This window comes from Planococcus sp. TJ-307, from assembly GCF_058268435.1.
On record NZ_JBZDOJ010000001.1, the window covers coordinates 648,722 to 672,655 of the forward strand.

Here is a 23,934-nt window from a genome sequence, read left to right on the forward strand (position 1 = left end):
GATTGCCCTCTTTTTGGGTTGTGGAAAGTAAACAGGCTGATTTGGAAAGTATTTTTACAGAAATAGAAAGTAATTTACTTGAGACAGAAAGTATATCCAAATAACTGGTAAATCCCAACTGGAAATCGGCGCCAATTTTGCAGCGAGGTGCGCTTTGAGACGTTTGAGGTGCGGAAATGGGTCTGCGAGGTGCGCTTTCATTCGTTTGGGGTGCGGAAATCATCTCACGAGGTGCGGTCTCATACAAATCAAACAAAAAAGCCGCCCAAAAAGGCGGCTTTCAGCATGCATTGATTAAACGTCTAAAAATTTAACGGTTCTTTCGGCATCTAGTCTTGTACCGACATAGAATGAACCGAATTCGGCGTAGCGCGCGCTGACTTCGTCAAAGCGCATTTCATAGATTAGTTTTTTGAACTGGAGAACGTCGTCTGCGAACAAGGTCACGCCCCATTCGTAGTCGTCAAAGCCGACAGATCCAGAAATAATCTGTTTAACTTTGCCAGCATAGCTGCGGCCAATTTTGCCGTGGGACAGCATCAATTCTTTACGCGTGTCCATCGGCAGCATGTACCAGTTGTCATCGCCGTCGCGGCGTTTGTCCATCGGGTAGAAGCAGATGTACTGCGAACGCTGAAGCTCTGGATACAGGCGCGCACGAATATGCGGGTTTTGGTAAGGATCTTCATCGGATTTTCCAGCCAAATAGTTGGACAGCTCAACAACGGAAACGTATGAATACGTTGGAACTGTATAAGCGATCAATGTCAGTTTGTTGTATTCCGTTTCAAGCTCATTTAATTCATCCATTGTTTCGCGCAGCATCATCAGCATCAAGTCGGCTTTTTGGCCGACAATTGAATACAAAGCGTGTGCGCCGGTTTTATTTTCATCGGCTTGGTTTACTTTTTCCATAAATGCCTGGAATTCGTCGATCGCGAATTGGCGTTCTTCGTCCTCAAGCATTTTCCATGATACCCAGTCCATTGACCGGAAATCGTGCAGGACGTACCAGCCGTCTAATGTAATCGCTGCTTCATTCATTGCTCAAACACTCCTTTTAATGTAAATCTCTCACCAACCAGTTTATCACAACGTCTCTTTGACTGCCTTGTTAACTAATGGCTGTCACCAATTTGACATGACGCACTCGGGTTTTCAGCGGGTCCCGAAAAGGGTAAACTGAAGACAAGGAATTGCAGGAAGAGGAGACATGGCCATGCCGTTATTTTTTGAAGAAACATCCTGGCGCTTCTGGGATCAGTCCTTGAGCGCCAAAAACCGTTCTGCGCTGGAGTCGTTTGCAGCGGACGATACACTTTGTGAATTGGTGGGATCGGGAAAAAGCGCCCCTACCGTCCGTACGTGGGTGCATGATGATACCGTGGTCCTTGGAATTCAAGATCACCGGCTGCCGCATATTGAGGAAGGCATGGATACACTGAAGGCACACGGCTTTACGCCGATTGTCCGGAACTCAGGCGGACTGGCGGTGGTGCTGGACGCCGGCGTCTTGAACATTTCGCTCGTGCTGTCGGAAAAGGACAACGCGATCGACATATCGGCTGGCTATGACCTGATGCTTGATTTGATCCGGGAACTGTTTCCAGAAGCTGATATTGAGGCTTATGAAATTACCGGCTCGTATTGCCCGGGATCCTATGACCTGAGCATTGGTGGCCGTAAATTCGCGGGCATCTCACAGCGGAGAATCCGCCGCGGCATTGCGGTGCAAGTGTATTTGTGCATCGAAGGCAGCGGCTCAGAGCGCGCAAAAGTTATCCGCGAATTCTATGAGACTGGATTGCAAGGCGAAGAAACAAAGTTTGCCTACCCGGAAATAAAACCCGAAACAATGGCTTCGCTCAGTGAGCTGCTGGGCAGACAGATTACAGTTCAGGAAGTGGTGCTGGATCTCCATGCTTTGATGGGAGCGCCGGGACCGATGCCGCTGCAGCCAAGTGAGACGGAATTGTATGGATTTTATTTGGAGCGGGTCGTCGAACGGAACCGCAAAATGCTGGAACGCCCTCTTGAATAGAAGAGAGGCGCTAGTGTAGAATAGCTGGTACATGAAAAATCTGGAGGTGCGCGAGTGAGCTACGCAACGCAAAAGTTAGCTGAGGAAAAAGTTTTCAAAGATCCGGTTCACCGGTATATCCATGTGCGCGACCAAGTGATTTGGGATCTGATCAACTCGCGGGAAGTTCAGCGTTTGCGCCGAATCAAGCAATTGGGCACCTCGTATTTAGTTTTCCACGGCGCGGAACACAGCCGTTTTAACCACTCGCTTGGCGTTTATGAAATAGTCCGAAGAATTTCGGATGATATTTTTCATGGCCGTCCGGAATGGGATGAAAGCGAACGCCTCGTTGTTTTGTGCGCTGCGCTCCTCCACGATCTGGGCCACGGACCGTTTTCGCATTCATTTGAAAAAGTTTTTGCTGTTGACCACGAGGAGTTTACGCGGGAAATTTTGTTGGGAGATACCGAAGTCAATGAAATCCTGTTGAAGGTATCGAAAGACTTTCCAAAGAAAGTGGCGGAAGTTATTGCCAAAACTTATTCAAATAAACAAGTCGTGTCGCTGATTTCCAGCCAGATCGATGCAGATCGCATGGATTATCTTCAGCGTGATGCTTATTATACTGGTGTTTCTTACGGCCATTTTGACATGGAACGGATTCTTCGGGTTATGCGTCCGCTGGATGATCAGGTAGTTATTAAGTCGAGCGGCATGCACGCCGTCGAAGATTACATCATGAGCCGCTACCAAATGTACTGGCAAGTGTATTTCCACCCGGTTGCCCGCAGCGCAGAAGTGATTTTGCGGAAAATTCTGCAGCGTGCAAAAGAATTGAGCGAGAGCGGCTATAAATTTTCTCAGCCGCCGACCCACTTTCTGGCGTTTTTTGACCGCAGCTTTACGTTAAAAGAATATTTGGCGCTGGATGAAGGCGTATTGATGACGTATTTCCAATTGTGGATGAACGAACGCGATCCGATTTTGTCAGATCTTTGTGACCGTTTCGTTAACCGCAGATTGTTTCAATATGTCGATTTTGATCCCGGCAAGGACTATAAAAAATTAGGTGAACTTGCTAAACTGTTCCATTCTGCCGGCATCGATCCGGAGTATTATTTGATTGATGACTCGACATCCGATCTGCCCTACGATTTTTACCGTCCGGGCGAGGAAGAAGAGCGGCTGCCGATCCATTTGCTGATGCCAAACGGCGACATCAAGGAATTGTCCCGTTTGTCCCAGATTGTCGACGCCATTTCCGGCAAACGCAGAACTGATTATAAATTGTACTTTCCAGCGGAACTGTTGATCGATGGCAAGAAAAAAGCCATCAAGCAGCAGATTTTGGAAATGCTTCGAGAAGGAGGGCTCTAGTTGCTCCAGGAACACGCAAAAATTGTGGACTTTATTGCCACAGCGGAAGGTGTCACCGGCCGCAAGAAATTGCAGAAAATGATTTACATAATGAAAAAAATGGACATGCCGTTTCAGGAAAAGTACGAGTTCCATATTTACGGGCCGTATTCAGAAGAACTGACTGCTCGTGTACATGAATTATGCGATATGGGGTTCTTGTCCGAGGCATTAGAAGACAAAGGCTCTTACGTTCAATATAGATATAGCGTCACGGAAGAAGGCCAGGAGTTCCGTAAAGTATTGGGGAAATCGGTTTTGAATAACCCGCTGACGGCAGAAAAACTGAATGCCAAAAGCGGTCGTTTTTTGGAATTGACCGCAACGCTTCTGTATTTTGATAATTTAAATCGTCAGGAACAAATCGATAAACTGCATGTTGTCAAAGGAAAGCTGAACTTTACGGCTGAGGAAATTGATGAAGCTTTTGCTTTTATAGAGGAACTTCGTTCGTAAATAGAGGGGAAACGAAAAAACTCCCGCTACGGGAGTTTTGAATGCTTTCTTACTGATCTGAAAACAATTTGCCTTTTGTGCCGTAATCGGTTTTCTTCATGTCTTCGATAAAGACGGTGACGTTTTCGATAGGTGCGCCCGTTGTTTCAGAAACAGCTTCGGATACCTTCTCGACAAGTGCGCGTTTTTGATCTTCTGTGCGGCCTTCGAGCATTTTTACAGTTACGTATGGCATAATGGGTACAGCTCCTTTTCTTGAGAATACTATCATCATAGCAGAACGGAGGAATCAGACAATGGCGAACGAAGAAAAACCAAAACAAAAAGTAGGCTTTACCATTATAAAAAACGATCCGACAGCCGGCCATAAAGGCTATGGCATCGGTTCTTTATCCTTGGAAAACGTCTCACCGCTGTTTATTGACGTGCAGGAGCAGGAAGCGTTTATTGACATCGGCGCGATGCACGCCCGCAGTGAAGTAGAGCGCGGCATTAAGTTTACAACAAACCGTGAAGATTCTGCCGGCGGCAAAGATTACTGGCTTGTGTGGATCACCATCGACTTCAATCCGGAAGGCCCGTACTACGCAGGCGTTGCATCGTGTGAAATGGTCGTCAACCGGGAAAAGCGGCGCGGCTATAAAATTCTAGCCGATCACGTCAACCGCATGGACAAATCAATGAAGCGCAAAATTCTTGTTGACCACATGGATGAACCGTCAAAACGGGTGCTGGCCGAATACTTGGAAACCCATAATCCGGAAATGTGGCAACGCAGTGCCGAACAGCTTCACCATGACCTTGGCCGCAAGTAAACAACTTTTCTAGAGTCAATAAAGTACGTACATGAAAAAACGAAATATCTACTAAAAATGCAGTTTTTTGAACAGAATGTGACATTTCAATTTGCTTCCATTGGATGGTTGAAGTTGTCTATAAAAGGCAGTACACTAGAGCTACAGCTTTTCAATAGAAAGCTAGGACACCTGATAGCGAGCAAGTGCCGTGAGCCATTGCGATAAAACCCAAGCCCAATGCCTCATGTCTCTTTCTCCGCACCATCAGGCTTTAAAAAGGTTTTCTGTGAAGGGAAAAAATTCCCTGTACAGAAAACCTTTTTATTTGGAGTGTAGCGGCACTGCAGACGGGTAAAGAAGAAGAGGAAAAAAATATTGCACTTTTATGGAAAACACTTATACTTTTTTAAGTGGATTCGATTCAGATTGAAAAGGAGTTTGATTATAGATGGCAGGATTTTGGTATACAGAAAAGCAAACAGAGAATTTCGGAATTACAATGAAAATAAACAAAACGCTTCATACAGAACAAACGGATTTTCAATATTTGGAAATGGCGGAAACGGCTGAATGGGGCAACATGCTGTTTTTGGACGGCATGGTCATGACTTCTGAAAAAGACGAGTTCGTCTATCATGAAATGGTGGCGCACGTACCATTGTTCACGCACCCGAACCCAGAGAATGTTTTGGTCGTTGGCGGCGGAGACGGCGGCGTCATCCGTGAAATTCTGAAACACCCATCTGTCAAAAAAGCGACGCTTGTCGACATTGACGGCAAAGTAATCGAGTACTCGAAAAAATTCTTGCCAAGCATCGCATCAGGCTTGGAAGATTCACGCGTAGAAGTAATCGTTGGAGACGGCTTTATGCACATTGCGGAATCTGACAATGAATTTGACGTCATCATGGTGGATTCAACTGAACCGGTCGGACCGGCAGTCAACTTGTTCTCAAAAGGCTTCTACGCAGGCATTTCGAAAGCCTTGAAAGAAGATGGTATTTTTGTGGCGCAATCAGACAACCCATGGTTCACTCCGGACTTGATCAAACAAGTCCAAAGCGATGTCCGTGAGATTTTCCCGATCACGAAGCTGTACCTCGCGAACATCCCGACTTACCCGAGCGGTTTGTGGTCATTCACGATCGGTTCGAAAAAATACAACCCGCTGGAAGTGCCGGCTGAGCGTTTCCATGAAATCGATACGAAGTACTATACACCTGAGCTGCATAACGCTGCTTTCGTCTTGCCGAAATTCGTGAAAGATTTAACAGGCGAATAAGCGATGAGATTTGACGAGACATACTCAGGAAAAGTATTCATCAAAAGCCATCCGAATTACGAAGAATCAAAAGCCGTTCTTTACGGCATGCCGATGGATTGGACAGTCAGCTACCGTCCGGGATCCCGTTTTGGCCCGAACAAAATCCGTGAAGTGTCGATCGGATTGGAAGAATACAGCCCGTATCTTGACCGCGAGCTGGGCGACGTCAAGTTTTTTGATGCAGGCGATATTCCGTTGCCGTTCGGCAATCCGGAAAAAAGCCTAATAGAAATCGAAACTTACGTCCACACGCTTTTAGCAGACAATAAAATCCCAATGGGCATGGGCGGCGAGCATTTGGTGTCATTGCCGGTCATGAAAGCAGTCGCCAGCAAATACGACGACTTGGCCATCATCCATTTTGATGCACATACCGATCTTCGTGAAAACTACGAGGGCGAGGAATATTCCCATTCGACGCCGATCCGCAAAATTGCGGACCACATCGGACCGAAAAATGTCTATTCATTCGGCATCCGCTCAGGCATGAAAGAAGAATTTGAGTGGGCAAAAGAGCAAGGCATGCACATTTCAAAGTTTGAAGTGCTTGAGCCGTTGAAAGAAATACTGCCGACATTGGAAGGCCGCAATGTCTACGTAACGATTGATATGGACGTGTTGGACCCAGCGCATGCACCAGGCACGGGCACAGTCGACGCAGGCGGCATCACATCCCGCGAACTGCTCGCTTCGATCCACGCAATCGCAGCTTCAGGCGTCAACGTGGTCGGCTTCGACCTTGTCGAGCTTGCACCCGTCTACGATCATTCCGACCAAACCGCCAACACAGCCAGCAAGCTGATGCGCGAAATGATTTTGGGTTGGATAAAATAGGAGAAAGATGAAGAATCTATATTGGAAAGGACTCCCGCAAGAAGCCAGGAAACTTTCTGTCTTGCCAGCAAGCCGTGACGTCAACGGCTAAGGTTTTGATCTGAACTACTTCTGGCTTGGCGGCTATCTAAATTTCTCAATGTAGTTATGCAGCTCCATAGGGGTCTCCACTGGTTTGCTTCATATCATACTGATTAGTTTACCGCTATGTTAACTGCAATTCTTTTAGAAGAAATAGTGGAGGGCGGCGACTCCTGGGGGATCAGTACGAGCTGAAGACCCTGGACTGAGCAAAGCGAAGGAAGCGGCTGAGGCCGTACCCCCCGGAAAGCGTCCGCCTGGAGCGATTTCTTCATACCTTCTCTTCTTAAATGGCTTAAAACATGAAAATTCTTAATTATATCGAATAGTTTATCCGTTAAAACCGGTCTGAAAATCTTCAGATCGGTTTTTGCATTCCATAGAGATTGTTCTGAATAGATTCTTCCGATTAAAAGCAGTAAGATGGAATGGACGAACTAGTGGAAGAGGTGCTGACGATGGAATTGTATAAATGGACCGGCCACCGCGACCAGGCTGTGATGCTGATGGCGAATTTGGCAAATGCCCGATTGATTTACCTGGTGAATGACGAGGAAGCAGTCTTGCTCTATGAAGCTGAAGGCGGTCCTGGCATTCAAGGAGCGGAAGCTTATGAGGTACTCAATGCTGTCGGAGATATTAACGACGGCTACTATGCAGTGTTCAATAATATTCCGGTGACAGAAGAAGGCCGTGAACTGTTCGAGTCGCGCTTTCAGAACCGTGCGGGAATGGTTGAGAAAGAACCCGGCTTTGCGGCAATCCGTGTATTGAGACCGATAGATTCGGATACATACGCCATTCTCACGATTTGGAAAGACGAGCAATCGTTTAAAAATTGGCAGGAGTCGCAGGCTTACGGGCATGCCCATGCCAAACGCGGCACTGCAGAAGGCATCGACAAGCGTCCAAATATTTTCCCGCGTCCTTCTTTCGTAACGACCTATACAAGATAAAACGTGCTTATAACGAACAAAACCCCAAGACCATTTGGATTTGGCATCGGCCAAACCAGATGGTCTTTTGTTGAATCGACAGTTCCTGCGAATCCTTCATTGAAAAAAACAGGCCAGTCAAGCTATAATATAAAGGTTATCAAAGGACGGGGAGGCGGAGAACCATGCAAAAGACAGTGACAATTAAACTGACAACGACGATCCGCCAGCCGGATATGGAAGAGCAAGTGATGGTCCTGGAATCCCACGGAACGTTGACGGAAAAAAACAAGTTGCGCTACCTGCAATACGCAGAACAGCAGGAGGACCTTGAAATCCGGACGACGGTCAAACTTCAAGAAGATGAAGCGGTGATTATGAGAAGCGGCGGCCTGCAGATGCGGCTACCTTTTTTATTACATAAAGAACAAACCGGCAATCTGACCAATGAACAAGGGTCATTCATGCTGACGACCAAAGCGCACGAGCTGTCGGTCAGCGATACGCGCTTTATGGTCCGTTATGATCTGGCACTCGGCTTGGATCATGTCGGCGAATACGAAATGGAAATACAGTTTATGGAGGCTAAAGGATGAACGCAGTAGAAAAAGTGCAACACGCAATCAAAACAGCATTTGCAGAAGCAATCGAAAAAGCAGAATTGACGACCGAACCGGTTGAAGTCCAACTGGAGTCCCCAAGAGACAAGACGAATGGCGACTATGCCACGAACGTTGCGATGCAATTGACGCGTCTGGCGAAAAAGCCACCACGTGCAATAGCCGAAGCAATTGTCGAAAACCTGGATAAAGAGGCCGCGAACATCCAGACAGTTGAAATCGCTGGACCTGGATTTATCAATATTACGATTAAAAATGATTATTTGCTGGATGTGATCACAACCGTGCTGGAGCAGAACACCGAATACGGCCGTTCAACAGCGGGCGGCGGCGAACGCGTCCAAGTGGAATTTGTCTCAGCCAACCCGACAGGCGATCTGCATTTGGGCCATGCCCGTGGATCTTCTGTCGGCGATTCGCTGTGCAATGTGCTGGACCTGGCAGGATACGAAGTGTCACGCGAATATTACATCAACGATGCCGGCAATCAAATCAACAACTTGGCATTGTCGATCGAAGCCCGTTATTTTGAAGCGCTTGGCAAAGGCGATAGCATGCCGGAAGATGGCTACCGCGGACAAGACATCAAAGATATTGCAAATGACCTAGTCAAAGAACATGGCGACAAATTCGTCAGCTTGACTCACGAAGAACGTTTTGAAGCATTCCGCCAGCACGGTTTGAAAGTCGAATTGGCCAAACTGCAGCAGGACCTTGCAGATTTCCGTGTGGAATTTGACGTTTGGTACCCGGAATCGTCCCTATACAAAAACGGCAAAATTGACGATGCCTTGGCTAAACTGCGTGCAAATGGCCATGTTTTTGAAGAAGAAGGCGCGACATGGTTTCGCTCCACAACGTTTGGAGACGACAAAGACCGTGTACTGATCAAAAATGATGGCACGTACACTTACTTAATGCCCGATATCGCTTATCACGAAGATAAGTTGCAGCGCGGATTCGGCAAGCTGATCAATGTGTGGGGAGCTGATCACCATGGCTATATTCCGCGCATGAAAGCAGCGATCCAAGCACTTGGCTATGATCGCGAGACGCTGGAAGTCAGCATCATTCAAATGGTGCAATTGTACAAAGACGGCGAAAAAATGAAGATGAGCAAACGGACCGGCAAAGCGGTAACGATGCGCGAGCTGGTTGAATTGGTTGGCTTGGATGCGGTGCGTTACTTCTTCGCAATGCGTTCTGGCGATTCCCATATGGACTTCGATTTGGATTTGGCTGTTTCGCAGTCCAATGAAAATCCAGTCTACTATTCGCAATACGCCCATGCGCGCATTTCGTCCATTTTGCGCCAGGCGGAAGAACAAGGCTTAACTGCTTCGCAGGATCATTTGGCTTTATTGACATCTGAGAAAGAAATTGATGTATTGAAGAAAATTGGGGATTTCCCTCAGGTGATTGCCGATGCAGCCAAGCAGCGCGCACCTCACCGCATCACGACGTATATTCATGAACTGGCTTCTCATTTCCATAGTTTCTATAACGCCAATAAAGTATTGGACGCATCCAATGTAGAACTGACAAGTGCGCGCCTTGCTTTGATTACAGCCGTGAAAACGACCTTGGCCAATTCACTGAAAACAGTGGGTGTGGCAGCTCCAGAAAAAATGTAAGAGACAGACTGCCAATTACGTGTATAATGAAGACAACAAATCGAATATACGAACAATTCATAAAGGTGCTTATGTCTAAGAACATGAGTTAAAAGGGAAGCCGGTTCAACTCCGGCGCGGTCCCGCCACTGTATGTGAGAGGAATCTGCAAAATGCCACTGAAGCAATGCTTCGGGAAGGTGCAGAAACCAACGACCACAAGCCAGGAGACCTGCCTTTATGAAAACACACCCAAACGCCTGCGAGGAAAGGCTGGATGCGCATGTTTTTTTATGTCGTCCTTTCCATCCTCCGCAGAATGCTGCGGGGGATTTTTTGTTTAAAGAAGTGCCTTATCTTAGCGGCTAACTTAAAAGCTAAAAACATCAAGGGGGATTTATTCATGAAGAAGATTTGGAAATTTGGTGCAACCGCAGGATTGGCTGCGGTTTTGATGGCAGGATGCGGTGAAACGGCAACGCCTGAAGAAGAACAGGACGTGGAGACACCAGCAGAGCCGCCAACAGAAGTGGCAGAAGTTGAGTACCCAGTGACTTTGACAGATGCTGTCGGGGATGAAATCGTCATCGAAGAAGAGCCGCAAGCCATCGTGTCGATGGTGCCCTCAAATACAGAAATTGCTTATGAATTAGGACTTGGCGACAAAATGGTTGGCGTTTCTGATTTTGACAACTATCCGGAAGAAGCTGCAGAAGTAGAGAAAATCGGCGGCCAGGAATTCAATGTGGAAAAAATCATCAGCCTTCAGCCGGATCTCGTGCTGGCACATGAATCGGGACTGGGTGTCGGAGATGCTGGCTTGCAGCAATTACGTGATGCCGGTGTCGAAGTATTTGTTGTCAACAACGCAGTCAGCTTTGAAGAAGTATACGATTCCATCACTGTAATCGCGCAAGCGACAGGCACGATGGAAGAGGCAGAAAGCATTGTTTCAGAAATGGAAGTGCAAGTGGCCGAAATCGAAGAAATAGCCAGTACAATTGAAGAGCCCAAAACGGTCTTTTTAGAAGTCGGCAGCCAGCCTGATATTTTTACGACAGGAAGTGGAACATTCATGGATGAAATGCTGACGCTCATCAACGCTGAAAATGTTGCCGGTGATTTGGAAGGCTGGGTCAGCATGGACCCAGAGGCTATTGTTGCTGCTAATCCCGATGTCATCGTAACAACAGAAGGCGCTTATGTAGAAGGCGCAGTTGATTTGATCAAATCAAGAAGCGGCTTTGCCGAAGTAACAGCTGTTCAAGAAGATGCGGTCTACAACCTGGATTCGGATATGCTCACCCGTTCAGGCCCACGTTTATCGGAAGGCCTGATGGAAATGGCGCAAGCCGTTTATCCTGATGTGTTCAATGAATAAAAACGTTCTGGCATACTGCGTCTCGCTGCTTATATTAGCAGGGGCCGTGTTGCTTGGGGTAACGGTTGGAACGGTGTCGATATCACCGGTCGTGCTGTGGAATCCCTCATCGGATGAGGCAGCTGCCAATATTTTATGGAATATCCGTATGCCCCGCGTCGTCTTAGCCGGGCTTGTCGGTGCGGCATTGGCCATTGCCGGTGCTGCGTTCCAAGGGCTTTTGAAAAATCCATTGGCCGATCCTTACACCCTGGGAGTGTCTTCCGGTGCCTCCGTCGGCGCTGTGATGACGCTCTTTTTTGGTATCAGCATTCCATTTTTGGGACCCTTTACACTGCCGGTCATGAGCATGATCGGTGCTTTGCTGACGATGTTTGCAGTGATGAGCTTTGCAAAGATGGTAGATCGTTCGATGAAAATGGAAACGGTCATATTGACCGGGATTATTTTCAGTTCGTTTCTTGGGTCCATCATTTCCTTGATGATTGCATTAACCGGGGAAGAACTGCGCCAAATCATTGGGTGGCTGTTGGGCAGTGTGTCGATGCGCGGCTGGCCCTATGTGCGGATGGCACTGCCATTCGTGTTAATCGGTTCGTTCGTATTGTGGCTGAAGAGACGTGAGTTGAATGCCATGCTGTTCGGGGAAGAGCGGGCACAGCATTTGGGTGTGGATGTCAAAAAGAGCAAAATGGCCATCTTGATTGGTGGTTCGGTGTTGACCGGAGCAGCTGTTTCGGTTTCCGGCACCATCGGATTTGTTGGTTTGGTAGTTCCACATATGACCCGCTTGCTTTGGGGATCTGACCATCGGCATGTTTTGCCGCTGTCGTTCATTAATGGAGCGGCTTTGTTAATCGTTTGCGACTTGGTGTCACGGACGATTATTTCACCAACTGAATTGCCGATAGGCGTCATTACTGCATTTATCGGGGCGCCGGTATTTGCCTTCATCTTTTTCCGACAACGCAAAGGAGGAGCATGAGCATGCTTGAAATAACTGGATTGACAGGCGGGTATGACGATAAAAATATCGTTAAAGACGTGTCATTTACCGTCAATAAAGGCTCGATTCTCGGTATTTTGGGACCAAATGGCAGCGGCAAATCCACGTTGATGAAACTGATCAGCGGCGTATTGCCGGCAACGAGTGGAGAAGTTCGGATCGATGGCAAATCAATCGTAGATTTCCCTGCCAAAGAGCTGGCGAGAAAAATGGCGGTATTGCCCCAATTGCATGCACATGCCTTTGCCCATACCGTCCGGGAAACAGTGTCACTCGGCAGGTATCCGCATCAAGGCGGCTGGTTTTCTTCCTGGTCGGAAGAAGATGAGCAGGCTGTTGTGCAAGCGATGCGTTTGATGGACATCAGCCATTACGAAAAAACGCAAATTGATCGGATGTCGGGCGGTGAACAGCAGCGTGTTTTTGTGGCGCAAGCATTGGCACAGGATGCAGGCATACTGCTATTGGACGAGCCAACCAATCACCTGGACATTAACCACCAGAAAGAGTTGCTCGATACTATTAAAAAGCAAGCCATTGAAAAAGATTTGACGATTGTCTCTATTTTTCACGACATCAATCTGGCATCTATGTACTGTGACCAGTTGCTGCTGCTGGACGAGGGAAGTGTGGTCCGCATTGGTGAACCACATGAAGTGGTACGGGAGCAGGATATCGAGACCGTTTACAACACGCGAGTCAGCAATCACCCACACCCTGAACTGCCAAAACCACAGATTACCTTATTGCCGGGAGTTGAACGTGAATCAGCAAACGTTTGCATACGTGCCGAAAATTTTCAAGTTTCTGAGGAAATGGTGCTTTATCAAAGTCCCATTCCGTTAAAAACCGTGTCATCTGCTGTTGTGAATGCGGGTTCCGGATGGTTCCGCAATTTTATGAACCGGCACGTGGACGCTTTTTACAATGTTAACGATAGCGTTCAAGAAATGTCTGAGTTTATTGAACAAAGTGGTTTGAAGGCGACCGACACGGTGGGAATGATGACCGCGGTCCAGACCCAGGACGCCATCGTCAAAGAATACGAAGGTCCTTTCGGGTCCGTTGTTATTGCTGTAACCGCAGGTGTCGGCAACGGTGTGGATGTTTCAAAAGCAGTTGAACGTACGCTTCGCGTGGGCACCATCAACACTTGGATTTTAGTCAATGGTATTTTGTCGGAAGAAGCTTTTATTCAAGCGATGATCACCGCGACCGAAGCCAAAACAAAAGCGCTTCAGCAGGAGCAAGTCAAAGATCCATTGACCGGGACGATTGCAACAGGAACGTCCACCGACAGTTGTTTGGTGGCAGCGACGCAGCAGGGCGAACCTCTGCCGTACGCGGGTCCAATTACTGAGCTTGGGAAATTGGTTGGTGTAGGCGTATTCGAGTGTACGGTCGAAGCGCTCAAACTGTATCAAACGGCGAAAGCAAGCAGCCTATGATTTCGCATCTTACAGCCATCGCTCTAGGTTTAGTCATCGACCGAATTGTTGGGGATCCGCCGAATTGGCCGCATCCGGTTCGCTGGATCGGACATGCAATTCGCAAGCTAACCAGCCGCTGGAACCAAGGACCCAATGCTTTTCAAAATGGGTTCCTGTTGCTTGGAACCATAGCAATTTCGGTGTTTTTAATGGTTTACTCGATTGTTGCGTTTGCCTATGCTGTAAATGTTTTTGCAGGAATAGCCGTAGAAGCCTTGCTGATTGCTTCCGGGCTTGCCCAAAAAAGCTTGAAAGATGCTGCGTTGGATGTGTACAAGCCGCTTACAAATAAAAACATGGCATTGGCACGTGAAAAACTGTCATGGATTGTTGGCAGAGATACAAATGGATTGGATGAAGGCGAAGTCACGCGGGGGGTCGTGGAAACGGTTTCGGAAAACACCAGTGACGGTGTAACTGCGCCATTGTTTTGGGCTTTCCTGCTTGGTGCACCGGGGTTGTGGCTGTATAAAGCGGTCAATACACTCGATTCCATGGTTGGCTATCGGAATGAAGAATTTGAGAAATTCGGCTTTGCATCTGCAAAAGCAGACGACGTGCTAAATTTTATACCGAGCCGCTTGACCGGATGTTTGATTTTGGCCATGACCCAAAACAAACGGTCACTCACCATGCGTCAGCGTTTTGTGGAGTGGCTGCGGGATGCACCCAAGCATCCGAGCCCCAATAGCGGCTGGCTGGAAGCAGCAACTGCCGTGCAATTAGGGGTAGAGCTCGGCGGATTAAATCGCTATAAGGGAGTCGAGTCGCATCGTGCGCGCATGGGGACACCGGTTTATCCGCTGGAAGCCGAACACATTACCGAGGCAATCAGACATATGCAGACGGTCACCATCGGCTTTTTTATTTTATTTGCGATAGGAGGAATTTTGTGTGGAATTGCCTAATCATGGAGCCAATCCACTGCGCCTTTACAAACAGGCCGGTATCAATCCACCTGAACAAATCTTGGATTTTAGTGAAAATGTCCATCCGTTCGGAGCTCCTGAATTTCTCGCGGAACGCTGGCCGCAGCTGCTGGAGTTGGTAGGGTCTTATCCAGATCCGGACGGCGAGCCTTTTCGAACAGCAGCAGCTGCGTTTCATCAGGTTGGAGCCAGTCAAGTCGCCACAGCAAATGGTGCCGCTGAAGTATTTACTTGGCTCGCCGAAAGATACCGGGGCAAGAAAGTCGTACTGGTGGAACCGGCGTTTTCGGAATACCGCCAAACCTTGGAAGCGGAACATGTTGAGATCGGTATGATTCAGCTGGAACCCGAAAACCATTGGCAATTGATGGTTCAAGATGTTCGAGCAACGGTCCCTGGCTGTGCGGCGCTGTACATATGCAACCCGCATAACCCTACAGGAGTTTTGCTGAATCTTGATACGCTACTAGAAATAGCGCGAATTTGTCAGGAACATGATTGTGAACTCATAATCGACGAAGCGTTTATCGATTTTGTTGGAGAAACGGCCTCCTTTATGCCATTTTTAGCGGAATTTTCAACTGTTATTGTTGTTCGTTCTATGACCAAAATGTATGCCATTCCTGGGCTGCGTCTTGGGTATGTTGTTGCCAAAGCCGAAACAATTAAGCAATTGAAAGATGGATCTGCACACTGGAACGTCAATTCCTTATCCGCTGCGATCGGCGCAGACCTTTTTAAAGAATCAGCTTACCGCAACAAAATCATCAAAGCCGCCTCGGAAGAGCGATTGATCATGCAGCAGTTTTTCGCAGCACACCATTGCCGGACAAGCAATTCTGCCGTTAATTTCCTGTCGTTTCAACTTCCGGATCCACACCAATCCGCCAAGTTTTTCACAGATTTTCTGACAAAAGGAATCGTCTTGCGCCATACCGAATCGTTTCTGGGAATGGACGGCAAATGGTTCCGTATTGGTACGAAGTCTGCAGAAAGCATGGAAAAACTTCGGGAGGCGATCACCGAATGGCTCGAGGCCAACTAGTTTTTATTAGCGGTGGTGTCCGCAGCGGCAAGAGTGCCTATGCCGAATCGATTGTATGTGCTTCTGGCAGCGGCCGGAAAGTGTATGTGGCGAGTGGCCAGGCACATGATGAAGAAATGAAAGAGCGGATCGAACGCCACCGGCAAGATCGGCAGGAAGGTGGCTGGCATACAATAGAGCAAGCTTATCGTATGGACAGTGTTTTGGGAGAGCTGCAGCCGAACGATTTGGTCCTGTGGGATTGCGTGACAACCTGGCTCGCTAATGAACTTTATGAAGGTTGGGAAAAAGGCAGCGTGTGCGCTGAACTGCCAGGCTGCATGGAAGCAAAATGGAGCAGCCTGCAAAAAACCATTCTTGATCTGCTGGATACGGTCGATGTCTTGACGGTCGTCTCGAACGAAGTGCTGGACGACTTCGTGCGCGACGAACTTTACCAATGCTGGCTCGGGCGAATCCATATTTGGCTCGTGCAGCAAGCCGGCGAGGCCATTGAGATGGAAAACGGTCTGGCATTCAGAAGGAAGTGAAAAAATGCGCGGAATAATGATTCAAGGAACTGCGTCAGATGTTGGGAAAAGCATGATTTGCACAGCTTTTTGCCGCATTTTTTCCGATCAAGGACTAAAAGTGGCGCCTTTCAAATCCCAGAACATGTCGAACAATTCTTATGTAACCGTATGGGGTGAAGAAATTGGCCGCGCGCAAGGTGTTCAGGCAGAAGCCGCGCGGACCTTGGCAACTGTGAACATGAATCCGATTTTGTTAAAGCCTGAAAGTGATATGAAGTCGCAAGTGGTCTTGTTCGGCAAAAAAATGGAGACGATGGACGGTATGGATTATCGTAAGCAATTTTACGAAAAAGGGTTGGCTGCCATTGATCAGGCACTGGCAAACTTGGCTCAAGACTTTACTCATGTCGTCATCGAAGGAGCCGGCAGCCCAGCCGAAGTTAATTTGAACGACCGGGAGCTGGTCAATATGGCAGTTGCCAAGCGTGCAGAGGTGCCGGTCATTCTAGTCGCTGATATTGAGCGGGGCGGTGTGTTCGCGTCAATTGTGGGGACGCTCGCATTGATGCCGGAGCCGGACCGGGTAAAAGGCCTGATTATCAATAAATTCCGCGGTGACATCCGTCTTTTTGAAGACGGCATTCACTTTCTGGAATCTTATACCGGGATCCCGGTGCTCGGCGTCATTCCCTATATGGCAAGCCATGAAATCGAACAGGAAGATTCGCTTGGCGTTCAGGCAGTACAGCGGGTATCTGGAGTTGAAAATGCGATTGAACTCGTTATTTGCCGGCATCCTTATATTTCAAACTTCACAGATGTTGAACCATTCGTGAACGAGCGGGACGTTACCGTACGTTGGGCAGAAACAGTCGAAGACATTGGGCATCCGGATATTCTTTTGCTGCCTGGGACGAAAAGCACTATTGCAGACCTACGTTATTGGAAAGAGCAGGGTCTTGAAAATAAACTTCAGACCTTGCAGAAAGACACATGGATCGTCGGACTATGCGGCGGTTATCAAATGTTTGCTGAAACTTTATCGGATCCAGATGGCCATGACGGCACCAAAACCGAAACTGAAACTGGATTTGCTTTAGTGCCAGATATGCACGTTCATTTTGAAAAACAGAAAGTTGTCCAACGAACGACTGGTATAGCCAAGTTTCCAAATGTGGACGTGCGGGTGGCAGGGTATGAAATCCATCACGGCGTCGTCACAGAATCCGGTTATCCACTCATAGAAAACGCAGATTTTACAGAAGGCTATTTCCATCAGGGGCTTTTAGGCACGCATTTGCACGGGCTTTTCCGTGATCCTCATTGCCGTACTGCATTTCTGGCACCAATCCGGAAGCGAAAGAACTTGCCTGAGCCATTGCCTGAAACCGTAACGGATCCTTTTGACCGCTGGGCCAAGCATGTGAAAGAGCATTTGGACTGGCAAAAAGTCAATCAGTTCATGGGGGCGGATCAATGAACCGGCAGTGGGGAACGGGATGTTTATTGGTGCTTCAATTTTTCTCAGTGATTCCAGTAAAAAAACAATTGCCGATGAAAAAATCCCATATTACCGCCATGTATAGCATGTTGCCGGTACTGGGTCTGTTGTTCGGCAGTGTGCTAGCAGCATCGGTATGGCTGTTGCGGGAAACGACGGACAGCAGCTCCTTGCTGATTGGATTTGCTGTTGTCGCAATCGGCATAGCGTTGAGCGGCGGTTTGCATCTCGACGGACTCGCTGATACGGCAGATGCTTATTTTTCTTACCAGGATCGGGAAAAGCGTTTAGACATTATGGGCGATCCGCGAATTGGCGCTTTCGGAACCATGGTTTTGGTGCTGGCGATTGTCGGGAAAATTAGTGTTGTCGCTGAATTGATAGAGACGGTTTCGCTATTTTTAGTAGCAGGGATTCCGATACTATCGAGAATCGGCTTATTGGCTTTGTTCAGTTCAACCACTCCTGCAAAGCCAAGTGGGCTGGCCGCATTTTTTCAGCAACGGTCAGACCAGCGGACACTGCGGCTAACTGCGATGGTCTTTATGGGCATCCTTTTGGCTGGAGTGGTTTGGGCTGCCAGCATTTGGCTGGCATGCGTGTTGCTGGTTCTGCTGCTCGCTTCACTTGTGCTGTACCGTGCTTGGTGTTTGAAGAATTTTGGCGGCGTGACAGGTGATTTGTTTGGGGCTTATGTGGAAGGAGTGGAGATTTTATTATGGATGAGTCTTTTGTTCTTCGTTTAATTCGCCATGCGCCCACAAGGGGAAATGAGCAAAAACGTTACGTTGGCTGGACCGACGAAGCGATTCTGCCGTTTGATGCAGTGCCCAATTTGCAGTTGGAAACTGTCATGGGAAGTGATTTGAAACGTTGCCGGCAAACGGCGGCTGTATTGTTCCCAAACGCGATTTACCGGGCTAACCGTGAGTTGCGGGAATGCCATTTTGGCCAATGGGAAATGAAAACCTATGAAGAGCTGAAAGGCATTGAGTTGTATCGAAGTTGGATAGACGATCCTTGGCACATCAAACCGCCTGGAGGTGAAAGCCTCGCGAATATGGCGGAGCGTGTCGAACGCGGCATTCGAAAACTCCCAAGCGATCGGGAAGTTACACTGGTTCTCCACGGCGGACCGATCCGCTATTTAATTGCGGAGGCAATGGGCGAAAGGTTTCAAGATCAAACTGCGCTGCACGGCGGCTGCCACATATTAACATGGACGAGCCGTCAAGCGTTTGAGGAGCGGGCATTATGCACATCGTTTTCGGTGGAGCCTTTAACGGCAAACGGCAATATGTGAAAAATCAATTGAAAGACCAAGAAGTCGACTGGAATGAAGGCCGGCTGCCTGATCAGAAAGCTGCAGAAAGAGTTGTCGTCCTCGCAGGGTTGGAGCATTGGGTGAAACGGCAGCTTGAACAAGGTTTTTCAGAATTCCAATTGATGGAACAAGTAAAAAGCATTCTAAGCGAGAAACAGGCACAGCAAACTTGGATTTTAACAGATTTGAATCGCGGCATCGTGCCCATCGAACGCATCGAGCGTGAAATGCGCGATGTTCTCGGCCGGCTGTATCAATTCCTATTCGCCGAAGCCGAAAGCATTACACGAATTTGGTATGGCATTCCACAAAAGATCAAGTGAAAGTTGGATACATTGAACTAACAAGCATATTTAAAAGTTTATTCCTGCAAACTTTGAGAGACAGCAAATTTCCTATTAGCCAAAACACGAAAAAGGGGCGGACCAAAATGAAGATTTACACAAAAACCGGAGACAAAGGCCAGACAAGTTTGATCGGAGCGCGCACGGACAAAGATGCACCACGCGTCGAAGCCTATGGCACCATTGACGAAGTGAATTCATTTATCGGCAAGGCAATGACCGAATTGGCGCCAGACAAGTACGCTGATTTGCTGGAAGATTTAGAAGCCATCCAAAACGAATTATTCGACTGCGGCGGCGATTTGGCTGATGTCCGCAAAGAACCCAACTACAAAATGACAGAAGGACCTGTCGAAGTATTGGAACAGCGCATTGATCAATTGATGGAAGAACCGCCATTGCTCGAACGGTTTATTTTGCCAGGTGGATCTCCGGCCGCTGCGACCTTGCACATCGCGCGTACTATTACACGCCGGGCTGAACGCCAAACGGTGACTTTGATGAGATCCGGAGAAGATTTCCCGTTGGTCGTCCAGCGCTATTTGAACCGTCTGTCTGATTATTTGTTCGCTGCATCACGCGTCGTCAACTCGCGTGCAGGTGTGCCAGACAACGAATATGTGCGCAGCGCCAAAGTGTTCAAAAACGGCGGCCGCAGCAAAAAGTCGGTGGAATAAGATGACGACCCAAAAACTGGCGCTCGCGGCATTGTTCATCAGCTTGTCCGCCATTGGGGGCATGATTAAAATTCCGCTCGGCATCGCATCCATCGCACTCGATTCGATGCCGGCACTGGTTGCCGTGCTATTTTTTTCAGCGCCAATTGCCGGAACCATTGCGGCATTCGGCCATTTGATTTCAGCATTGTTCGGTGGCATGCCGCTCGGTCCGTTTCATCTCATCATCGCAGTCGAGATGTGGGCAGTGGTATGGCTGTTTGCCAAACTGCATCAAGCCGGGACATACTGGCTGAAATGGCTGGCGTTCATTATCGGCAATGGAGTGATTGCAGCCGTGCCGTTTTATTTTCTGTTGTCGCCGGCATTTTTCTATGCCTCGGTTCCAGGTTTAGTGATTGCGGCTTCGATTAATGCTGGAGCAGCAGCTCTCTTAATGCCCTATGTACTGAAAGTCCGCGGAGGGTCATTGCATGCGTCATGAATTATTGATAGATGGCTTGGTCATTACTTCAGATAATTCAGCGGCCATCGGTGAAAAACTGCAGGATGCGGTGTACGCTCCCGATGCCCTAACGGCTAAGTTCGCGGCACGGGTCGCAGTGCTCGAGCAATGGGCAGCAGGCAGCGAACCGCAGGCAGTGCTGCTTCATAATTTCAGCGGAGCCGAGCAATGGAATGCTTACAAGACTGGTATTGCCGATCTTTTCGCTGAAGCAGAGACAATGCTGCCGCCGATTTCTGGAAGTACGGAAACCAATATGCCGACGCTGCAATCGGGTATCGCAGTGACGATGATCGGCAAGCAACAGCGGACTCTTGCACCGACTGAATCTCTGTGCTGGTTTGCTTACGGCGTGCCGCTTATTGGGGAAGAAGTGCTGTCTAAGGCGGACCAACTTGCCGATCTCGGGCTCATCAAAAAAGCCTATGACTCAGCTTTAGTCGAACGCATATGGCCGGTGGGGTCAAAAGGAATTGCGCAGGAAATATCCTTAATGATGGGCAAGAACCTTGAAGTTTCCGCGGCTCTTGACGTGGACTGCTCGGGAGGACCAGCCACTTGTGTCCTGCTTGGTGTGAAGTCAGCTAACAAGAAACAGGCACAACGGTATTTTGGAAAAAATCTTTTTACAATGGAATTTGAATAAAAGAAGAACATCATCCATTCCTTGGCTGATGTTTTTTTATTTGTCGAAAAAAATCAAAAACCCTGTCCCAGTAGCTTCTTTCAGCAATTGCCTAAACATTCTGCTCTTCCAGCCAAAGGACAAGAGTCTTTATTTTTGAATACGCGTGAAATATAGGTTGACTGAATGCTCATTCATATTTTAAACTAGAACATAGTATCGACAAGCTGTTGCTGTTCACGTAAACTTTGGGTAAGTAATTTCTAGAATCTACACACATAAGGGGGATATCGCGATGGAGCCATTGCTGATTGCAAACTGGGTTTTATTCATAGCTGTAACCGCTTACGCCATTTATCTCTTCCTCTATTTATTGAAGTCGAGATACGATTTCATCCAGCTCGGCAAAAAAGTCGAGTTTGAAGAAAATTTCAATGAGCGTCTGCGTAAGGTCATGGTCAATGTTTTTGGACAAAAGAAATTAATGAAAGATAAGAAGAGCGGTACCATTCACGTTATGTTCTTCTACGGCTTCCTGTTGGTTCAGGCGAGCGCCATCGATTTTATTATCAAAGGCTTATCGCCAGACTCACATTTGCCGCTTGGTCCGCTTTATCCAGCCTTTACATTCTTCCAGGAAATCGTGACATTGACGATTTTGGTTGCCGTGATTTGGGCATTTTATAGACGCTATATTGAAAAGCTTGTCCGTTTGAAGCGTGGTTGGAAAGCAGGGCTTGTCCTTATTTTCATCGGCGGATTGATGGTGACTGTACTTGTCGGAAACGGCATGAACATGATCTGGCACGGACATGAGGGTACTTGGACAGAGCCGGTTGCTTCACTTGTTGCAGGTGCTTTTGCCTGGATGCCTGAAGCTGCAGTCGTGACGATTTTCTACGTCATGTGGTGGGCGCATCTGTTGTTCCTTCTAACATTCCTGGTTTACGTTCCACAGTCCAAGCACGCTCATTTGATCTTTGGACCAGTCAACACTTGGTTCCACAGAGTTGATCACGTTGGCCGCCTGAAGCCGATCAACTTTGAAGAAATGGAAGACGAAGAAGATCCGGATGCTGTTCCATCATTTGGCGTCGGGAAAATCACCGATTTCACTCAAGGGCAGATGATCGATTTTTATGCTTGTGTAGAATGCGGACGCTGCACCAATATGTGTCCGGCTACCGGAACAGGGAAAATGCTGTCACCGATGGATCTGATTACAAAACTTCGTGACAACTTGACCAATACGGGTGCGGTCATGACACAGAAAAAACCGTGGGTGCCGGCAATGGCATTCAACAATACGCAAGGAAACCAATTGGCAATGGCTGCCGGTGCTGAAGGAATCAGCATCGACGAATTGTACAGCCCAAGCTTAATCGGAGACGTCATCACAGAAGAAGAAATTTGGGCATGTACAACGTGCCGGAACTGTGAAGACCAATGCCCGGTTATGAACGAACACGTAGACAAAATCATCGACCTTCGCCGTTACTTGGTAATGACTGAAGGGAAGATGGACAAAGATGCTCAGCGCGCGATGACCAACATCGAAAAGCAGGGCAATCCATGGGGCCTTAACCGTAAAGAAAAAGAAAGCTGGAGAGATGCACGTCCGGATATCTCTATTCCAACAGTAAAAGAAATGAACAAAGCAGGAGAAGAGTTCGAGTTTCTTTTCTGGGTAGGTTCAATGGGTTCATTCGACAGCCGATCACAGAAAATTGCTTTGTCGTTTGCGCGCCTGATGAATGAAGCTGGTGTGAAATTCGCCATTCTCGGCAATAAAGAAAAGAACTCGGGAGACACGCCGCGCCGACTCGGAAATGAATTCCTATTCCAGGAGCTGGCAACAGGCAACATCAAAGAGTTCGAAAAAGCGGAAATCAAGAAAATTGTAACGATTGATCCGCACGCTTACAACATCTTTAAAAACGAATACCCGGATTTCGGGTTTGAAGCGGAAGTTTACCACCATACAGAAATGCTGTTCGAATTGGTACAAGAGGGCCGATTGAAACCGCAGTTCCCGGTAAACGAACGAATCACATTCCACGATTCCTGCTACCTTGGCCGCTATAACGATGTTTACGACGCACCGCGCGAAATATTGAAAGCGATCGAAGGGGTGGAATTGGTTGAAATGGTCCGGAACCGACAGGACGGCATGTGTTGTGGAGCCGGTGGCGGATTGATGTGGATGGAAGAAGATGCAGGCCATCGCGTCAACGTTGCCCGTACCGAACAGGCACTCGAAGTCAATCCGACGATGATTTCATCCGGCTGTCCGTACTGCTTGACGATGTTGTCAGATGGAACGAAAGCCAAAGAAGTTGAAGAGCAAGTTGGAACTTACGATGTAGCTGAACTATTGGAAATGGCCGTTCTAGGCAATGAAACACCAATGCCAGAAGAAGTGGTCCAATAAAGCTCTAACAATAAATAATTGCTTAGTAACAGAAAATTGAGTAGAATAATAGCATAAGAAGAAAA

General features: G+C 47.9%; 26 protein-coding genes and 1 riboswitch. Of the genes, 24 read left to right on the top strand and 2 right to left on the bottom strand.

Going from position 1 to position 23,934, the window contains the following annotated elements:
- Nucleotides 1-294 precede the first annotated feature (294 nt).
- Entirely contained in the window at nt 295-1,044 is a 750-nt protein-coding gene (gene hemQ / locus AC4EHK_RS03190) for a hydrogen peroxide-dependent heme synthase (protein ID WP_490977352.1), read from the bottom strand.
- A 175-nt stretch (nt 1,045-1,219) separates the two neighbouring features.
- Between hemQ and lipL the strand changes: the two genes are divergently transcribed.
- Genes lipL through AC4EHK_RS03205 form a run of 3 tightly spaced genes read left to right on the top strand, consistent with a single transcriptional unit; the run spans nt 1,220 to nt 3,895 of the window.
- A complete protein-coding gene (gene lipL, locus AC4EHK_RS03195; RefSeq protein WP_490977353.1) occupies nt 1,220-2,041 on the top strand; it encodes an octanoyl-[GcvH]:protein N-octanoyltransferase in 822 nt (273 codons plus the stop codon).
- A 54-nt stretch (nt 2,042-2,095) separates the two neighbouring features.
- Nucleotides 2,096-3,400, top strand: a complete 1,305-nt coding sequence (locus AC4EHK_RS03200) for an HD domain-containing protein (RefSeq protein ID WP_490977354.1) — start codon at nt 2,096-2,098, stop codon at nt 3,398-3,400.
- The gene (locus tag AC4EHK_RS03205; RefSeq protein WP_490977355.1) at nt 3,401-3,895 is read left to right on the top strand and encodes a YwgA family protein; all 495 of its coding nucleotides are present in this window, start codon (nt 3,401-3,403) and stop codon (nt 3,893-3,895) included.
- Between the two features lie 49 nt (nt 3,896-3,944).
- Here AC4EHK_RS03205 and thmT read toward each other — a convergent pair whose 3' ends face one another.
- Complete coding sequence (gene thmT / locus AC4EHK_RS03210) at nt 3,945-4,130, bottom strand: 2-hydroxymuconate tautomerase (protein ID WP_038704761.1); 186 nt, start codon at nt 4,128-4,130, stop codon at nt 3,945-3,947.
- A 61-nt stretch (nt 4,131-4,191) separates the two neighbouring features.
- Between thmT and AC4EHK_RS03215 the strand changes: the two genes are divergently transcribed.
- From AC4EHK_RS03215 to AC4EHK_RS03315, 21 genes are all read left to right on the top strand, one after another.
- The gene (locus AC4EHK_RS03215) at nt 4,192-4,710 is read left to right on the top strand and encodes a YwhD family protein (protein ID WP_490977356.1); all 519 of its coding nucleotides are present in this window, start codon (nt 4,192-4,194) and stop codon (nt 4,708-4,710) included.
- A gap of 430 nt (nt 4,711-5,140) precedes the next feature.
- Entirely contained in the window at nt 5,141-5,974 is an 834-nt protein-coding gene (speE, locus tag AC4EHK_RS03220) for a spermidine synthase (RefSeq protein WP_490977357.1), read from the top strand.
- Nucleotides 5,975-5,977: 3 nt separating this feature from the next.
- Nucleotides 5,978-6,850, top strand: coding sequence for an agmatinase (gene speB / locus AC4EHK_RS03225; protein ID WP_394121377.1), 873 nt, complete (start codon nt 5,978-5,980; stop codon nt 6,848-6,850).
- 539 nt (nt 6,851-7,389) lie between these two features.
- Entirely contained in the window at nt 7,390-7,887 is a 498-nt protein-coding gene (locus AC4EHK_RS03230; protein WP_490977917.1) for an antibiotic biosynthesis monooxygenase family protein, read from the top strand.
- 164 nt (nt 7,888-8,051) lie between these two features.
- Entirely contained in the window at nt 8,052-8,462 is a 411-nt protein-coding gene (locus AC4EHK_RS03235; RefSeq protein WP_490977358.1) for a YwiB family protein, read from the top strand.
- Nucleotides 8,459-10,120 carry an arginine--tRNA ligase gene (gene argS, locus AC4EHK_RS03240; protein ID WP_490977359.1) on the top strand — a complete coding sequence of 554 codons (1,662 nt, stop codon included), beginning with the start codon at nt 8,459-8,461 and terminating at the stop codon, nt 10,118-10,120. Before AC4EHK_RS03235 ends, argS begins: the two co-directional genes overlap by 4 nt.
- A gap of 46 nt (nt 10,121-10,166) precedes the next feature.
- Nucleotides 10,167-10,353: riboswitch (cobalamin riboswitch) on the top strand.
- Nucleotides 10,340-10,468, top strand: a complete 129-nt coding sequence (locus tag AC4EHK_RS03245; RefSeq protein WP_490977360.1) for a hypothetical protein — start codon at nt 10,340-10,342, stop codon at nt 10,466-10,468. It overlaps the preceding riboswitch by 14 nt.
- Before the next feature lie 34 nt (nt 10,469-10,502).
- Complete coding sequence (locus AC4EHK_RS03250) at nt 10,503-11,480, top strand: ABC transporter substrate-binding protein (RefSeq protein ID WP_490977361.1); 978 nt, start codon at nt 10,503-10,505, stop codon at nt 11,478-11,480.
- Complete coding sequence (locus AC4EHK_RS03255; RefSeq protein ID WP_490977362.1) at nt 11,473-12,465, top strand: FecCD family ABC transporter permease; 993 nt, start codon at nt 11,473-11,475, stop codon at nt 12,463-12,465. The genes AC4EHK_RS03250 and AC4EHK_RS03255 overlap by 8 nt, the downstream gene beginning before the upstream one ends.
- 2 nt (nt 12,466-12,467) lie before the next feature.
- Nucleotides 12,468-13,934 (top strand): adenosylcobinamide amidohydrolase, encoded by a 1,467-nt coding sequence (locus AC4EHK_RS03260; protein ID WP_490977363.1) that lies wholly within the window; start codon nt 12,468-12,470, stop codon nt 13,932-13,934.
- Nucleotides 13,931-14,884, top strand: coding sequence for an adenosylcobinamide-phosphate synthase CbiB (gene cbiB / locus AC4EHK_RS03265; RefSeq protein WP_490977918.1), 954 nt, complete (start codon nt 13,931-13,933; stop codon nt 14,882-14,884). The genes AC4EHK_RS03260 and cbiB overlap by 4 nt, the downstream gene beginning before the upstream one ends.
- Entirely contained in the window at nt 14,871-15,950 is a 1,080-nt protein-coding gene (locus AC4EHK_RS03270) for a pyridoxal phosphate-dependent aminotransferase (protein WP_490977364.1), read from the top strand. Before cbiB ends, AC4EHK_RS03270 begins: the two co-directional genes overlap by 14 nt.
- Nucleotides 15,932-16,480: a bifunctional adenosylcobinamide kinase/adenosylcobinamide-phosphate guanylyltransferase gene (locus AC4EHK_RS03275; protein ID WP_490977365.1), complete on the top strand. Its 549-nt coding sequence runs from the start codon at nt 15,932-15,934 to the stop codon at nt 16,478-16,480. The genes AC4EHK_RS03270 and AC4EHK_RS03275 overlap by 19 nt, the downstream gene beginning before the upstream one ends.
- Before the next feature lie 4 nt (nt 16,481-16,484).
- Nucleotides 16,485-17,942 carry a cobyric acid synthase gene (locus tag AC4EHK_RS03280; protein ID WP_490977366.1) on the top strand — a complete coding sequence of 486 codons (1,458 nt, stop codon included), beginning with the start codon at nt 16,485-16,487 and terminating at the stop codon, nt 17,940-17,942.
- Complete coding sequence (cobS, locus tag AC4EHK_RS03285) at nt 17,939-18,709, top strand: adenosylcobinamide-GDP ribazoletransferase (RefSeq protein WP_490977367.1); 771 nt, start codon at nt 17,939-17,941, stop codon at nt 18,707-18,709. The genes AC4EHK_RS03280 and cobS overlap by 4 nt, the downstream gene beginning before the upstream one ends.
- Nucleotides 18,682-19,266 carry a histidine phosphatase family protein gene (locus AC4EHK_RS03290; protein ID WP_490977368.1) on the top strand — a complete coding sequence of 195 codons (585 nt, stop codon included), beginning with the start codon at nt 18,682-18,684 and terminating at the stop codon, nt 19,264-19,266. The genes cobS and AC4EHK_RS03290 overlap by 28 nt, the downstream gene beginning before the upstream one ends.
- Nucleotides 19,218-19,610: a bifunctional adenosylcobinamide kinase/adenosylcobinamide-phosphate guanylyltransferase gene (locus tag AC4EHK_RS03295; protein ID WP_490977369.1), complete on the top strand. Its 393-nt coding sequence runs from the start codon at nt 19,218-19,220 to the stop codon at nt 19,608-19,610. Before AC4EHK_RS03290 ends, AC4EHK_RS03295 begins: the two co-directional genes overlap by 49 nt.
- 107 nt (nt 19,611-19,717) lie before the next feature.
- A complete protein-coding gene (locus AC4EHK_RS03300; protein WP_308786479.1) occupies nt 19,718-20,308 on the top strand; it encodes a cob(I)yrinic acid a,c-diamide adenosyltransferase in 591 nt (196 codons plus the stop codon).
- A gap of 1 nt (nt 20,309) precedes the next feature.
- Entirely contained in the window at nt 20,310-20,792 is a 483-nt protein-coding gene (locus tag AC4EHK_RS03305) for an ECF transporter S component (protein ID WP_490977370.1), read from the top strand.
- Nucleotides 20,782-21,459, top strand: a complete 678-nt coding sequence (locus AC4EHK_RS03310; RefSeq protein WP_490977371.1) for an alpha-ribazole-5-phosphate synthase — start codon at nt 20,782-20,784, stop codon at nt 21,457-21,459. Before AC4EHK_RS03305 ends, AC4EHK_RS03310 begins: the two co-directional genes overlap by 11 nt.
- A gap of 274 nt (nt 21,460-21,733) precedes the next feature.
- On the top strand, nt 21,734-23,869 hold the full coding sequence (locus tag AC4EHK_RS03315) for a (Fe-S)-binding protein (RefSeq protein WP_490977372.1): 2,136 nt from the start codon (nt 21,734-21,736) through the stop codon (nt 23,867-23,869).
- The last annotated feature ends 65 nt before the right edge of the window (nt 23,870-23,934 follow it).

Bases quoted from the DNA above. Each gene is read 5' to 3' on its own strand.
- AC4EHK_RS03305 (WP_490977370.1), top strand. From the start codon at position 20,310: ATGACGACCCAAAAACTGGCGCTCGCGGCATTGTTCATCAGCTTGTCC.
- cbiB (WP_490977918.1), top strand. From the start codon at position 13,931: ATGATTTCGCATCTTACAGCCATCGCTCTAGGTTTAGTCATCGACCGA.
- AC4EHK_RS03300 (WP_308786479.1), top strand. From the start codon at position 19,718: ATGAAGATTTACACAAAAACCGGAGACAAAGGCCAGACAAGTTTGATC.
- AC4EHK_RS03260 (WP_490977363.1), top strand. From the start codon at position 12,468: ATGCTTGAAATAACTGGATTGACAGGCGGGTATGACGATAAAAATATC.
- AC4EHK_RS03315 (WP_490977372.1), top strand. From the start codon at position 21,734: ATGGAGCCATTGCTGATTGCAAACTGGGTTTTATTCATAGCTGTAACC.
- AC4EHK_RS03250 (WP_490977361.1), top strand. From the start codon at position 10,503: ATGAAGAAGATTTGGAAATTTGGTGCAACCGCAGGATTGGCTGCGGTT.
- argS (WP_490977359.1), top strand. From the start codon at position 8,459: ATGAACGCAGTAGAAAAAGTGCAACACGCAATCAAAACAGCATTTGCA.
- AC4EHK_RS03215 (WP_490977356.1), top strand. From the start codon at position 4,192: ATGGCGAACGAAGAAAAACCAAAACAAAAAGTAGGCTTTACCATTATA.
- AC4EHK_RS03230 (WP_490977917.1), top strand. From the start codon at position 7,390: ATGGAATTGTATAAATGGACCGGCCACCGCGACCAGGCTGTGATGCTG.
- hemQ (WP_490977352.1), bottom strand. From the start codon at position 1,044: ATGAATGAAGCAGCGATTACATTAGACGGCTGGTACGTCCTGCACGAT.
- AC4EHK_RS03310 (WP_490977371.1), top strand. From the start codon at position 20,782: ATGCGTCATGAATTATTGATAGATGGCTTGGTCATTACTTCAGATAAT.
- thmT (WP_038704761.1), bottom strand. From the start codon at position 4,130: ATGCCATACGTAACTGTAAAAATGCTCGAAGGCCGCACAGAAGATCAA.
- AC4EHK_RS03235 (WP_490977358.1), top strand. From the start codon at position 8,052: ATGCAAAAGACAGTGACAATTAAACTGACAACGACGATCCGCCAGCCG.
- AC4EHK_RS03280 (WP_490977366.1), top strand. From the start codon at position 16,485: ATGCGCGGAATAATGATTCAAGGAACTGCGTCAGATGTTGGGAAAAGC.
- AC4EHK_RS03275 (WP_490977365.1), top strand. From the start codon at position 15,932: ATGGCTCGAGGCCAACTAGTTTTTATTAGCGGTGGTGTCCGCAGCGGC.
- AC4EHK_RS03245 (WP_490977360.1), top strand. From the start codon at position 10,340: ATGAAAACACACCCAAACGCCTGCGAGGAAAGGCTGGATGCGCATGTT.
- lipL (WP_490977353.1), top strand. From the start codon at position 1,220: ATGCCGTTATTTTTTGAAGAAACATCCTGGCGCTTCTGGGATCAGTCC.
- AC4EHK_RS03290 (WP_490977368.1), top strand. From the start codon at position 18,682: ATGGATGAGTCTTTTGTTCTTCGTTTAATTCGCCATGCGCCCACAAGG.
- AC4EHK_RS03255 (WP_490977362.1), top strand. From the start codon at position 11,473: ATGAATAAAAACGTTCTGGCATACTGCGTCTCGCTGCTTATATTAGCA.
- speB (WP_394121377.1), top strand. From the start codon at position 5,978: ATGAGATTTGACGAGACATACTCAGGAAAAGTATTCATCAAAAGCCAT.
- speE (WP_490977357.1), top strand. From the start codon at position 5,141: ATGGCAGGATTTTGGTATACAGAAAAGCAAACAGAGAATTTCGGAATT.
- AC4EHK_RS03295 (WP_490977369.1), top strand. From the start codon at position 19,218: ATGCACATCGTTTTCGGTGGAGCCTTTAACGGCAAACGGCAATATGTG.
- cobS (WP_490977367.1), top strand. From the start codon at position 17,939: ATGAACCGGCAGTGGGGAACGGGATGTTTATTGGTGCTTCAATTTTTC.